Source organism: Isosphaeraceae bacterium EP7 (assembly GCA_038400315.1).
In the GTDB taxonomy this organism is placed as follows: domain Bacteria; phylum Planctomycetota; class Planctomycetia; order Isosphaerales; family Isosphaeraceae; genus EP7.
Genome location: CP151667.1, coordinates 261,049 through 274,300 on the forward strand (window position 1 = coordinate 261,049; position 13,252 = coordinate 274,300).

At 64.9% G+C, this 13,252-nt stretch carries 12 protein-coding genes; 8 read left to right on the forward strand and 4 right to left on the reverse strand.

Annotated elements, in window-relative coordinates; genetic code table 11:
• Positions 1–139: 139 nt before the first annotated feature.
• Positions 140–268 carry a hypothetical protein gene (locus EP7_RS01030; protein WP_463525691.1) on the reverse strand — a complete coding sequence of 43 codons (129 nt, stop codon included), beginning with the start codon at positions 266–268 and terminating at the stop codon, positions 140–142.
• On the opposite strand from EP7_RS01030, the gene EP7_RS01035 reads away from it, so the two are divergent.
• The gene (locus EP7_RS01035; RefSeq protein WP_463525692.1) at positions 249–2,714 is read left to right on the forward strand and encodes a hypothetical protein; all 2,466 of its coding nucleotides are present in this window, start codon (positions 249–251) and stop codon (positions 2,712–2,714) included. The genes EP7_RS01030 and EP7_RS01035 overlap by 20 nt on opposite strands.
• Before the next feature lie 277 nt (positions 2,715–2,991).
• Complete coding sequence (locus EP7_RS01040; RefSeq protein WP_463525693.1) at positions 2,992–3,684, forward strand: hypothetical protein; 693 nt, start codon at positions 2,992–2,994, stop codon at positions 3,682–3,684.
• A 404-nt stretch (positions 3,685–4,088) separates the two neighbouring features.
• Here the strand turns inward: EP7_RS01040 and EP7_RS01045 are convergent, their stop codons facing one another.
• Positions 4,089–4,829, reverse strand: coding sequence for a PEP-CTERM sorting domain-containing protein (locus EP7_RS01045; protein WP_463525694.1), 741 nt, complete (start codon positions 4,827–4,829; stop codon positions 4,089–4,091).
• Between the two features lie 513 nt (positions 4,830–5,342).
• Here EP7_RS01045 and EP7_RS01050 point away from each other — a divergent pair.
• The 6 genes from EP7_RS01050 to EP7_RS01075 are packed head-to-tail and all read left to right on the forward strand — an operon-like array spanning position 5,343 to position 10,298.
• Entirely contained in the window at positions 5,343–6,317 is a 975-nt protein-coding gene (locus EP7_RS01050) for an aldo/keto reductase (protein ID WP_463525696.1), read from the forward strand.
• Positions 6,314–7,339, forward strand: a complete 1,026-nt coding sequence (locus tag EP7_RS01055) for a zinc-binding alcohol dehydrogenase family protein (protein WP_463525697.1) — start codon at positions 6,314–6,316, stop codon at positions 7,337–7,339. Before EP7_RS01050 ends, EP7_RS01055 begins: the two co-directional genes overlap by 4 nt.
• Position 7,340: 1 nt before the next feature.
• A complete protein-coding gene (locus tag EP7_RS01060) occupies positions 7,341–8,480 on the forward strand; it encodes a mannitol dehydrogenase family protein (protein WP_463525698.1) in 1,140 nt (379 codons plus the stop codon).
• A gap of 22 nt (positions 8,481–8,502) precedes the next feature.
• Positions 8,503–9,324, forward strand: coding sequence for a TIM barrel protein (locus EP7_RS01065; RefSeq protein WP_463525699.1), 822 nt, complete (start codon positions 8,503–8,505; stop codon positions 9,322–9,324).
• A 29-nt stretch (positions 9,325–9,353) separates the two neighbouring features.
• Positions 9,354–9,800, forward strand: a complete 447-nt coding sequence (locus EP7_RS01070) for an RbsD/FucU family protein (RefSeq protein WP_463525700.1) — start codon at positions 9,354–9,356, stop codon at positions 9,798–9,800.
• A gap of 42 nt (positions 9,801–9,842) precedes the next feature.
• The gene (locus EP7_RS01075; RefSeq protein ID WP_463525701.1) at positions 9,843–10,298 is read left to right on the forward strand and encodes a DUF1569 domain-containing protein; all 456 of its coding nucleotides are present in this window, start codon (positions 9,843–9,845) and stop codon (positions 10,296–10,298) included.
• A 103-nt stretch (positions 10,299–10,401) separates the two neighbouring features.
• Here EP7_RS01075 and EP7_RS01080 read toward each other — a convergent pair whose 3' ends face one another.
• Together EP7_RS01080 and EP7_RS01085 are read right to left on the reverse strand one after the other, a co-directional pair.
• A complete protein-coding gene (locus tag EP7_RS01080; RefSeq protein ID WP_463525702.1) occupies positions 10,402–12,726 on the reverse strand; it encodes a sigma-70 family RNA polymerase sigma factor in 2,325 nt (774 codons plus the stop codon).
• Positions 12,727–12,831: 105 nt separating this feature from the next.
• Positions 12,832–13,233 carry a glyoxalase superfamily protein gene (locus EP7_RS01085; RefSeq protein ID WP_463525703.1) on the reverse strand — a complete coding sequence of 134 codons (402 nt, stop codon included), beginning with the start codon at positions 13,231–13,233 and terminating at the stop codon, positions 12,832–12,834.
• Between the last annotated feature and the right edge of the window lie 19 nt (positions 13,234–13,252).

A 13,252-nucleotide genomic window follows, 5' to 3' on the forward strand; every position in this document is an offset into this window, starting at 1 on the left:
GGTCGTCGCGTTCCAAGGGCACGGGCCGCGCGCGTTCAGCCGGGGGGCGAGCCCACCACGGGATTCAGGTGACGGCCGAGATTTATCGCCTTGAAGACCGTTGCTTACTCAGTTTGTTGCCCAATCAGTTTCCGCCTAATCAGGTGAAGAACGCGGTTCCGTTATCGACCATCCTCTGGAACGGCGGACCGGCGATGCCGGGCGCCCCGTCGACCGCGAGCGTCCAATCGCCGTCCGCGGCCGGCGCGATGAAGACCATCACGCTCACCAACAACGGCAACTCGATGGTTTATCCCTTCATCCGCGGCGCCAACACGGGGCAGGATCCGAACGCGACATCGACGAACAAATATTACGACCCCCAGGATGTTGTCGGGCAGGAATACCGTCAATACATCGGGTATCAAACACGTGGCGGCACGTTTATTGGATTGCCCAGGGGCGCGACCATCACATTCCAGGTCCCCCTGGTCTTGTGGGATGGGGACAATTTCTTCATCGCGACCGACCCGAAGTACCTGACGTCGAATAAGCCGGTTTACAATTACAACCCGAGCGGACTCATCAGCGTCGCCGGGACGAAGCCCGTCGGCACCACCCCCGAGAACACGACGACCTGGGTGACGGGCCGCTCCGGCTATCCCCTCGGCGCGAATCCCGTCGTCGTCTTCTACCGCTCGCCGACGCCCGCCACCGTGTTGCGCGCCGCCTCAGCCCAGCTCGGCGAGTGGACGTTCCGAGACCCCTACCTGACCAACTTCATCACCGATCCGTTACAAACCTTCCCGCTCATCAACTACGATGTCTCCTATGTGAATAACCTCACGGCACCCGTCTCGATCGAGGCGAGCAAGGTGCCGATCACGTCGGGAGATCGACTGAGCCTCACGTCTCCCACTTACTTTGGTTATCAGGATTACGGCTGGAACCCCACCAACCTTGGCGCCCCCGCCTTCCAAGCGGCGGTTCAAAGCTTCATCGCCAACAACGGCATCGCCGCAATCGGCAACTATTTTGGCGGCAAGGGCTGGCCCTCCTATTACAACACCAATTCCGGCGATCTCGTGATCCCCTCCGGCGCCAACGCCTTCCTGGACAGCCCCCTCACCAACGCCAGGTCGCCGTACGCCGCGGATAACAATTACTACCTGCTCACCAGCACGAACAGCGGCGCCGGGCCGATCCAGCTCGCGAGCCTCGGGGCGATTTCTGCGCAGGGCAACACCATTCGTTTCGCCCCGAACTACATGCCGCAACTCGTGGCACTGAAGAGGGCGTATAACGGCGGCGAGACGATCGGCGTCAATGCGAGCAAGGGCGATTATCCGGCCGGGACCACGGTGACGGGCGTCAACCTCACCAATTTCACCGTCACCGTGAGCAATAGCCATACCGACAAAATCTCGGGCGGCGTCTACAATTTCGTCCGCCCCGTCAATGATTATGCCGTCTCACTCATCACAAAACTCTTCTATTCCTGGGCGCATTACTACGTCACCCAGTTCGCGAATTTCCAGCCCGTAACCGCAAGCGCCAGCTACAGCCCGGTCCTGCCCATCGGGCCGACGAACGAAATCACCCTCACCTCCGTTCCCGCCGCGCCGTTGAAGGTCGGGATGACGGTGTCGGGCCCGGGTCTTCTCCCCGGGACGACCATCCTCACCATCGTCGACTCCAACAATAACCCCATCGGCTCCGCCGGTGCCGTCGGGGACCAGATCTCCCTCAGCCTGGTCCCCTCCGGCCTCCCGACCGGGACGAGCAGCTTCACATTCGGCAAGCCGACGGACATCCCTTACACCAATTACAGCTCGACCAATTTCTCATTCTCGCCCTATGCATTCAGCTTTACGACGCCCGCCGCGCAGCAGCAAGCCCTGCTCTTCGCCTCGTCCGTCTACGCGGCGATGTCCGCCGAGGCCGGTGCGCTCCAGCCTTCTCCGCTCCCCCCGCCCGCGCAACTTGTCGGCCAGGTCATCCAGTTCTATGCAAACCTGCCGACCGATGGTTCCCCGGGAGGGAAGTACCTCACCGGCCAGGTTCGGGACGTCGTGAAATCCATCCTCCGCGGCGTCTGGAATTTCGTCGCCATCCCCGATCAATCGAGCTGGTATGCGAACCCCGGAGTGTCCACACCGAATGCAATGGTCGATGGTAAGCCCGCGACGTTCGGGATCTACAACCTCGACCCATACGTCTGGTTTGTTCACGACGTCGTGAATATGGCGGGATATGCCTTCTCCGTTGACGACGACGTGGCCAATCCCGCCGCCCCCGGCCCCGTCGCGGCGCCGGGTTCAACTCCCGCCAATCCGATTTACAACCACTTCCCCAACAACCTTCAAATCTCTTACGGCGGAATCCAGGGCTTCGGCACCCAGTCTCCTTGGTTCCCGACCATTCCCTGGGGCAAAATCAGCACCCAGGCGACCATCAGCAAACAAGTGGGCGGCGCTTATGACGGATCTTACATGATCACGCTGACGGCCAAAAACGCACTGACGCTCTTCAACCAGATCAACAATCCCGGCCCAGGGCAGGTTGGCGCGTACGTCACGGCGGCGGGGTTCATTCCCAAGGGGACCACGCTCATCTTCAAAGGTCCCAACGGCGACACAAATCCCCAGATCGTCATGCTGCCGCCCCCGAATGGCACAGTCAAGCTAACCAGCAAGGCCATCCCGATCACGATCACGGGTACCTTGCCCGGATAACCTTCTTCAAACAACGGATCGGCCCACATGGGCGGGGTCGCAAAGGCTCGAAGCCGGCGGCCTCGCCCTTCCTACTTCCGCACATTGGTCGCTGATGTGATGATGACTGACGTGCCCCTGATTCCCGTGATCGCTGGATGGGAAATGGGGAGCAGGCCAGGCGTGGACAAGGTGAAGCGGATCGCGGATCTGTTACGTGAATCCCGACTCAAACCCCTGAGGAGGCCTCGCCATCAGCCGCACCGACCTGGAAGTTTACAACGAGGCGACGGGTTTCATGATCGCCTCGGAAGGCCTATGCGGCGAGGACTTCTCCTCGGTCGGGGCCGAGGATGACGAATGGCTCCAGGCAATCAAGGACGGCGTGTTCCTGCCGTTCATGCTGGTCCAGGATGACGCGTTCATGATCCGCGTCGTGCTCGAGGAACCGCTCACCGGTCAGGAGGAGGCGGAATGGGTCGGTTACACCCGCCACAAGCTCCGCATCCCCGACGGGCGTCTCGTCGTGATCGGCGGTGGCCCGGAGTACCTGTGGGGTGAGGACATGGAGGAGTTCACCCGCGTTCTCGACGTCCCTCCCGGCGATTACCTGGCCGAGCTCTACACGTTCTTCCACGGCATTAACGGCGAATACTGCCTGAATGGGGTCGAACCGAGAGAGCCGATCGGTTCCTACTTCAGACGGACGCGACCGGGCGAGCCGTTCCCGCTCTGGCTCCGCAACCAGTGCGCGGACGATCCGCACGCGGACCCGGGCCACGACGAGGAGTGGGAGGATGCGGAGGCGGACTACGAAACCGAGCAGCCGACCTACGTTGGATTCCTTCTCAGGCTGACGGCATTGGAGGTCGAGCCCGAGGTCCCCGAGATGCAGGATGCCTGGTTCAAGATCGGTGAGGGGGCAAGGAGGCCCCCCGTCTGTCCCGTCGGTGTCGTGGCCGAGTCTCTGCTGCCCAAGGAGGACGAATGATCGAACGGCTCCACGACTGGACGCGCACGGCCTGGTTGTCCGTCACCGAAGCAGGTGACGGCCCGATCACGGCGTCGAAGTTCTCCGGCACCCCGTAGCTTGGCCCGGGGGAGTCGACGACCTGATCGCAGCCAGCGCGAGCGGGGCCGGCCCGCCTCGCCGGCGTGGGCGTGCGGGCGGCCGGGGGTGAAGTCGACCAACTGCCTCTGATGGGCGCGCAGTACCGCTAGGTGCGCGAACGAGCAGAATCCGCGGTCGCCGACGAGCACATCAAGAATGTCCCCTTTTCCCGCTTCCGGAATCCCCAGCTGCTGCTAAGCCCGGTCTCGGCGAGGGTGGGGGGCCCCAGCGACCAGGAAGTAAGACATGAACAAATAATAATTGCATCTTAGAATAACTTTATTCTAGGATGCTGATTTTTTAATCGATGCGCCGGCGAGCACCCCCATGCCGGTCAGCACCATCAACACCGACGATGGCTCCGGTACGACAGTCAGGGATCGATTAAAGCTCTGGCCGATGAGCAGGTCTCTCGTCGGATCGAACCCGGGACCTAGCTGGAGGTAGAGGTTGAGACGCTCGGGGCTGACGAAGGTCGTTCCCACCGGATACGGCAAACCGGTCAGGCTCGCGGTGAAGATCGCGGCCGGGTCCGGGTCGCTGTAAATCGTCGTCCCGTCGGGGAGGACCTGCTTGAAGAAGGAGACCGTGCTGGAATCTCCCGAGACGAAGCTCGAGGCGGAGCCGGTGGCGAAGCCGGGATCATTGGGATTCTGCACGACGTTCGAGATGACGCCTAAGCTCGGCGGGAGGTCGGGCGTTCCGGCCAGAATTTCGAACGGGATCGGCTGTAACGGTGATGGGAAGACTCCCGACAGGCGGGCCGACACATCGATGTTGATCACGTTGCCGACCTGCGCCGAATATTTCACAGTCAAACTGCCGCTCGCCAGGACGGTCACGGTGAAGGGGTCTGTGCCCGGGTTGAACGGTGTCCCGGCGAAGAGTTCGATGGACTGCTGATTGAAGACCGAAACCGTAAAGCTACCGGGCACGATTGGCTCGGCCCGGGCCGGCGTGACGGCGAATAATCCCAGAAACGCAAGGGAGAAGAGGCGAAAGACTCGCGAGCGAGAGGCAAACATTCTTGACTCCCTCCACCGGCTGAAACACGGGGCCCAATGGACCGAGAACACGCCCGGTCCGCGTAGGGTCGCATTAGATCGCGGCCGGGGTCTTCGGTCCAAGGAAAAACATCAGTCTAAGCAAGATTTGTTTAATTCAGTTTTGAATTCGGCTCCATCAAGATTGACGCGCAACCGACTTCTCATTCACCTTCCTGCCGAGCCTTCGGGCGTGTAGTGATCTTTAGTATAGTGGTGGACGTCGTATCGGGGATGATCACACGCCAACCCGATCCGGGCGACGTCCCCGACGCCGAGTGGCACTTCGTCTTGCCCTTGCCGCCCGCTTGCTTCTCTCGGCGCGCCTTCCCGACGACGACCGGAGTTTGACTCGATCGGGGCGGAGCCCGGCCGCCGATCGCGGGGTTTCTTCGGCGGTTTGTGGACTCTGGCCGCCGATCGCGTAGCATGGTGGCTCGGTGGGCCGGGTGTCTTACCGGCCATGTTGGGCTCGCGCGACGAAGGGACTTCCGGATGCAGTTCCGGCCGCTTGGACAGACGGGGCTCGACCTTTCCTGGATCAGCTTCGGCGCCTCGTCGCTGGGGCAGGAGTTCCGGCCGGTCGACCTGAATGAGGCGATCAGGTCGGTGCAGGTGGCGCTCGACCTGGGGATGAACTTCATCGACACGTCCCCGTTTTACGGCCGGGGGATGAGCGAGGTCTTGCTGGGCGTCGCCCTGCGCGGGGTGCCTCGCGACCGGTACTTGCTGGGCTCGAAGCTGGGGCGGTACGACCGGGCCCACTTCGACTTCTCGGCGAAGCGCGTGGCCGAGAGCGTGGACGTCAGCCTCCAGCGATTGGGGGTCGACTACCTCGACGTCATGCTCTGCCACGACATCGAGTTCGTCGAGATGTCGCAGATCGTCGAGGAGACGCTGCCGGCCCTGGAGCTTGCCAAGGAGCAGGGGAAGGTGCGGTTCATCGGGATTAGCGGCTATCCGATGAACATCTTCAAGTACGTGCTCGACCGGGCGAGGCTTGATGTGGTGCTGTCTTACAACCACTACACGCTCCAGAACACGATGCTGGCGGGCCTGGTGCCGTACCTTCAAGGCAAGGGAGTGGGCATCATGAACGCCGCGCCGTTCTCGGCCAGGCTGCTGACCAACGCGCCCCTGCCCCCCTGGCACAAGGCGACCCCGCTGGTGCGCGAGACCTGCCGGATGGCGGCCGAGCATTGCGCCACGGCGGGCGTGGACATCGCCCAGCTTGCCTTGCAGTTCTCGCTGGCCAACCCCGACATGGCCACCTGCGTGGTCGGCTCGGCCAACCCCGAGAACGTCCGGAAGTGGGTCGAATGGGCCGAACAGCCCCCCGACCCCACGCTGCTGTCCGAGGTGCGAGCCATCCTCAAGCCCATCCATAATTGGACTTACGTCGAGGGTCGGCCCGAGAATAACGATGCTTCGTCTCAGCCCGAGCTGAGCGTGGAAGGGACCGGAGCATGAAGGCCATCCAGCTCGAATCGCCGAAGAATTTCCGCAGGCTCGACGTGCCCGAGCCCGAGTCGCCCGGCCCCGGCATGGCCCTGGTGAAGGTGCACCGCGTGGGGATTTGCGGCACCGACGTGAGCGGGTATCTGGGGAAGATGCCCTTCTTCAAATATCCGCGTATTCCCGGCCATGAGCTGGGCGTCGAGGTGATCGCGGTCGGCCCCGAAGTGGGCGGCATCAAGGTCGGCGACCGCTGCTCGGTCGAGCCTTACATGAACTGCGGCCACTGCCATGCCTGCCGCAAGGGGGCGACCAACTGCTGCGCCACCCTGGAAGTGCTGGGGGTGATGGTCGACGGCGGCCTGCGCGAGCGGTTCCTGGTGCGGGCCGACAAGCTTCACCCTTCGACGACACTGGGATACGACGAGCTGGCCCTGGTCGAGACGCTGGCCATCGGCTGCCACGCGGTGGCCAGGTCCGGGTTGCAGGCGGGGGAGCCCTGCCTGATCGTGGGGGCCGGGCCGATCGGGCTGGCGAGCCTGCAATTCGCCAGGCTGGCAGGGGCCCGGACGATCATGCTGGACATGAACCCGACGCGGCTGGAATTCTGCAAGGCGTCGATGGGGGCCGAGCATATCCTGATGCCTTCGGACCACCTGGACGACGACCTGCGGGCACTGACCGACGACGGCAGCCTGCCGGACGTCCTGATCGACGCGACCGGGTCGGCCGCGTCGATGTCGGCGTCGTTCGGGCGGGTGGCGCCCACGGGGCGGGTCGTGTTCGTGGGGATCACCACCGACGAGGTGACGTTCCGCCACCCGATCTTCCACCGGCCAGAGGGGACCTTGTTCTGTTCGCGCAACGCCCTGCCGGCCGACTTCCGCCGGATCATCGGGCTGATCGAGGGGGGGCAGGTCGACACGGCCCCCTGGATCTCGCATCGGGCGTCATTTGATTCCTTGATCGACGTCTTCCCCGGCTACACGAAGCCCGAGACCGGGGTGATCAAGGCGATCGTCGAGATGGATGTTTGATATGAACGAATCGGCGCATGCGAAGTCTGAGACGATCCTGCAACTCGGAGCGGGGCGGTTCCTGCGGGGCTTCTTCGATCGGTTCGTCCAGGAGGCGAACGACGCGGGCGGGAATGTGGGCAAGGTGGTCGTCGTGCAGTCGACCGCCGGCCGTCGCGCCGAGTTGCTGAGCGACAGCGGCGGCGCTTATCATGTGCTGGTGCGCGGGATCGAGGAGGGCGAGCCGGTCGACCGCGTGGAGAAGGTGGGCTGCATCAGCCGGGCCCTCTCGGCGGCGACTCATTGGGACGACGTCCTGGCGCTGGCCCGCTCGCCCTACCTGAAGTTCGTGGTGTCGAACACGACCGAGGCGGGCTATGTCCTGTTCGAGGGCGACGCCTTCGATGCCGCGCCCCCTTCCGGCGCCCCGGCCAAGCTGGCCCGGCTGCTGTTCGAGCGTTTCAGGGCCGGGCTGCCGCCGCTGACTCTGCTGCCCTGCGAGCTGATCGAGCGCAATGCCGACCGCCTGCGCGACCTGGTCGCTGAGCAGGCCAGACGCTGGCGGCTGTCCGATGAGTTCCTGGGCTGGCTGACCCGCGAATGCACATGGCTGAATAGCCTGGTGGATTGCATCATCACCGACGGCCCGCCCGACCACCCGCTGACCGCCGAGGACCCGCTGCTGATCTCGGCCGAGCCCTACCGGCTCTGGGCGATCGAGAAGCCCGCAGGGCGTGACTTCCCGGTCTTCGACCACCCCAACATCCGCCCGGTCACCGACCTGGCCCCGTTCTACCTGCGCAAGGTCCGGATCTTGAACGGGGCGCACACGGCCCTGACGGCGAAGTTCCTGCCCGAGGGGTTCCGCACCGTGCGCGAGGTGGTGTCCGACCGCCGCGCGGCACGCTGGGTGCGTGACCTGATCTTCGAGGAGATCGTGCCGACGCTGGTGGGCCAGGTCGAGGGGGTCGCGGAGTTCGCCGACGACACGTTCGACCGCTATCGCAACCCTTATCTCGACCACCTGCTGGCCAACATCACCATGAACCACGCCGAGAAGGAGCGGGTGCGCCTCTGGCCGACCCGCGACGCCTATCGAGGCCTTTACGGCAAGGACCCGGCCCGCCTGTCCGAGATCCTCGGATGGATCCCCCCCGCCTGAGCACGTTTTGGAGGGAGCCGCGATGAAGTCGAGCGTCACGATCTGCCTGGTGCCCGAGGCCCTCGGCGGGCCGTTCGTCTATCGGGATAGCCTGCCCACGTCGGTCGCCCGCGCCGCCGCGCTGGGCTTCGACGCCGTCGAGGTCTTCCCCCCCGGGGCCGAGCCCGAGGACGTCGACCGCCCCCTGCTCCGCCGACTGCTGACCGACCACGGCATGGCACTGGCCGCCGTGGGCACGGGCGCGGGCTGGGTGCGGCACAAGCTCACGCTGACGCATGAGGATGCGGGCGTTCGCGAGGAGGCGCGCGACTTCGTCCGGCGGATCATCGACTTGGCCGGCCCCTTCCACGCACCGGCCATCGTCGGCTCGATGCAGGGGCGGCACGGCGACGGTGTGGAGAAGGATCGGGCGCTGGGATATCTGGGTGAGGCCCTGGCCGAGCTGGGCGAGCACGCCAAGGCGTACGGCGTCCCGCTCCTGTTCGAGCCCCTGAACAGGTACGAGTCGAACCTGTCGAACACGGTCGAGGACGCCTTGAAGCTCCTGACCGCCAGCGGTGCCGAGAACGTGGCGCTGCTGGCCGACCTGTTCCACATGAACATCGAAGAGGTGCACATCGCCGACGGCCTGCTGTCGGGGGGCCCGAGGATCGGCCACGTCCACTTCGTCGACTCCAACCGCAGGGCCGCCGGCATGGGCCACATCGACTTCGGCCCGATCATCTCGGCCCTGCGTTCGATCCGCTACAAAGGGTACCTCTCGGCCGAGGCCCTCCCCCTGCCCGATCCCGAGGCCGCCGCCCGCCGGACCATCGCAGCCTTCCACAGCTTGACGACCGGCTGACACCGCCTCGAGACTCGAGACCAACTTTCATGCTCAACCACCGGCTCATCCACCCGAAGATCAACGAGGTTCTCGCACGCGCGGGTCACCACTCGATGGTCCTGATCGCCGACGGCAACTATCCGGCCTCGACCAAGAAGGGCCCCAACGCCGAGCTGGTCAGCCTGAACCTGGCCCCGGGCCTGGTGACCTGCGCCCAGGTGCTGGAGGTCCTCCTGACCGCCGCCCCGTTCGACGCGGTGCACACCATGATGTACGAATCCTCCGATCCGTACACGCTCGACGCCGACCCCCCGGTCTGGGACGAGTACCGCGACGTGATCCGCCGGGCCGGCCTTCCCTTGACCCTGGATCCGATCAAGAAGTGGGATTTCTACGAGGCGGTCATCACGCCCGACCATGTCCTGACGATCCAGACCGGCGACCAGCAGCGATTCGCCAATATCCTGCTCTCCATCGGTGTGCGGATGGACTGATCCCCCGGCCCCTCTCCCTCTCAACGACGGTGGACCCTGACGATGACGGCCGGACGACGCTCGCTCCAATTCCAGACGCTCGACGACGTGATGGCCGACGCTGAGCGGCTGCTTGCCGGCCACGAGACCGTCGGCCAGTGGTCGCTTGCGCAAATCTTCCTGCACCTGTCCACCGTGATGCGCAAGGTCGTCGACCTGCCCGCCTCGACGCCGGTTGATCCCGCGGCGCTCCTCGACGCGGAGACCAAACGCCGGGTCCTCGAAGACGGGATCCTCCCCGAAGGCCTGCCGAAACCCCCCGCCTTCGAGCCGACCGATGCGGGCAACCCCCGCGACGAGGCCGAGGGCCTGAGGGCTGCCATCGCCCACTACAAGTCGAAGGGAGGCCCCGTCGCCCCCCACCGCCTCTTCGGCCCCCTGAGCAAGGCTGAGTGGGAACGCCTCCAGTGCGTCCACTGCGCCCACCACATGAGCTTCGCAGTGCCCAAGGAAGGTTGACGATCTCGATCGGGCCGACTCGAACGGATGCGCCGCCCGGGCTGCCGCTGCGCTCGGCGAGAGGTCGGGACAGAGTAGGCTTGTCGCGATCTCCCGGCCACTCTCAGTTCTGCTCGGGCCTGGAAAGCGGCCGCCGTCCGGAGGGACGCTGGGATGGGCGAGATGGCTTGGTGGCCTCGTCCGCTTCTCGCTTCTCCTCGTCGCTCATGAGTGTGGTGGGCTGGCTGGAAACGATCTCGCCGGCTTTGAGCTCAGGCCCGATCTCGATCTGCTCGCCGTCGTCCAGGCCCGTGGTGACCTCTCGCCAGTCGAAGCCGCCGGCGGGATTTTTCACCGCGACGTGGGGCTTACCCTTGCGGTTGACGACCGACAGGATGGGGATGAGGACCGCGTTTTTTTTCTCGCCAAGCGAGATCTCGGTGCCGGCGGTCATGCCGGGGCGAAGGCCGTCGAGGCCGGCTTCGAGTTTGACCAGGGTCGTGTAGACCTTCCTGCCGTCCGAGTTGAACGTGCTCGGGTCGGGTCGCGGGGCCACGCTGGCGATAACCGCCGAGACGGACTGGCCAGAGTAAGCATCGATTTGGACGAGGACTTTCTGGCCGAGGACGACGCGGTCGACGATCGATTCGGGGACCTTGAAGTTGAGCCGCATGGGGTCGTCTGGGCGCATGATATTGAAGAGGAGCTGCCGCTCGCGGACCCTTGCACCGACGCCGATCGTCGGACCCTCGCTGATTTTGTTCGGATCATTGGAGTGGAAGACTCGACCGTCGGCGGGGGCGGTGAGCGTGACCGTCCCGGCCTCCATTCGGGCTTCCGCCTCCTTCTTTTTTCCCTCCGCGGATTCCAGGGCCGACTTCGCCTCGTCCTCGGTGATTTTCGCCTTGAAGACTTCGAGTTCGAGTTTTTTGACGACCGATCTCTTGCTGTATTTCTGCAGGATATCCAGCTTCGTCATGGCCCGTTCGAAGCGGGATTTTGCGCGTTCGAGGTTGGGGAGGGCCTCGGCCGCACGATCGTCGAGTTCGAGTTTGGCCAAGAAATCGGTGGGAGTTGGATCCGTCCTTGCGGCAAGCGCTTTGGCTCCCGCCTGCTGGACTGCTTTTAGAACTTCCAGGCGTTCTTCGGCCAAAGTCAGCGTGGATTTGGCCAGGGCGACTTCAGCTTTCAAGCCTTCAAGCTCAGCTTTGTAGTTTCCGTCCCGATACTCCACCACGGCGATCTCGGCGATTTCGCGCTCAAGGGTGCTTTTGGCAACGCCAGAGTCCGCTGTTTTCACTTCGCGAGTCAGGGCGGCAAGGCGTTCCTCGGTGGTCGGATTCACAAGCTTGCCGACGACGTCTCCCTTCTTGACGCGCGTCCCATCGGGGACGATCGAGGCGATTGATGAGATGCCCGCGATCGGATTGTCCACCGAGATGGGGGCTGTCGCCTCGACGATTCCTCGGGCTTTCAGGGTGGGCTGGAGCGTTCCGAGCTTGGCGACTGAGACTTCGGTGTCCGCCTTGGCTTCGGCGCGGGCAACGGAAGGCTCATTCTTCGGGCTTTCAGCCTGACCCTGCCCGCCGTCGGAAGGGCCGGCGAGGGCGAGGTGGACGACTCCGGTGGCGGTGGCCGTCATGAGGGTGAGGACGGCGGCGGCTTTCAGGGATCGGAGGATGGTCATGGCGCGGAGGACCTCCCAGGTCAGGGTTGTGGCGAGGCCGAGGGGGAGCGTTCGAGACGCGGCGAAGCGGGTGGCCAGGGTGACGGTGGATTTCAGCAATGATGGCGGGACAACGGGCAGGTCGACGGCGAGGGGGACGAGCGGGGACAGGCCCCGTCGGATCAACCTCAGTTTCAGGCGATCGCGGGCACGAGTGAGGCGGCTCTTGACGGTGCCGATGGGCCAGCCCAGGTGACGGGCGGCCTGCTCGTGGGTCTGGCCTTCGAGGTCGCAGAGGACGAGCGGAGCCCGATCGCGGTCGGGGAGGCGGGCGAGCTCGGCGTGCAGGACTTGGGATTGCTCGGCGAGGGTGGCCTCGCGGGTCGGATCGGAATAGGTCCTGGCCTCGGTGGCGCGGGCTTCCAGGCGACGGCGGCGGCCGTTGGCGGAACGGGCGCAGGTGGCGGTCCGGTGGGCGACTTCGTGGATCCAGGGGGCGAGCGAGTCCTTGATCCAGAGGCGATGGGCGCGGCGGGCCAGGACGAGGAAGGTGGCCTGGAAGGCGTCGTGGGCATCGGGCTCGTTGCCCAGGACCGCGCGGCAGGTGCGCAGGACCATCGGGCCGTGGCGGTCGACGAGCGCCGCGAAGGCGAGCTCGGCAGGGTCGCCGCGCGAGGTGCAGAAATGCTCCAGGAGCTGGCCGTCGGTCAGCCCCCGGGTGGTGCCCAGGGTCAGCAGGGTGAGGAGCTGCCTGGATGTGGCCGGGTTGTCGCCGATTGCCAAGGGGTTGGCCCTCCCTCCCGCCGCGATGTCCCGAACCGATGCAACCTATGGCATGCCGAGGGCCGGCGGTTCCAAGAATCCGGGAGGGGGGGCGAGATTTCGAGATCAGCCGGCGAAGGCGGCGAGGGTGGCGTTCTGGTTGGGCTCGCGGAAGAGGAGGCGGTTGCCGAAGGGATCGATGACGGTCAGGGCCCGGGCGTCCCACGGCTCGTGCTCGATGCCGGGCTTCATGAACGGGTTGTTCTTGGTGGTGATCTCGGCGTGGAAGGCGTCCAGTCCGTTCGTGATGATCGTCGTGGCGCTGCCGGGGCAGGCGTCGCCGTGGTGCTCGGAGAGGTGGAGGAGGAGGCCGGATCGGGAGACCTGGAGGAAGAGCGGGGCCTCGGGGGCGAAGCGGTGCTCCCAGTCGACCCGGAAGCCGAGGAAGTCGACGTAGAAGGCCTTCGCCTTGGCCTCGTCGAAGATGCGGAGGACGGGGATCGCCCTGAGGAATTCCGGCTCGGACATGGGGTGTTCCTCCTTGAGG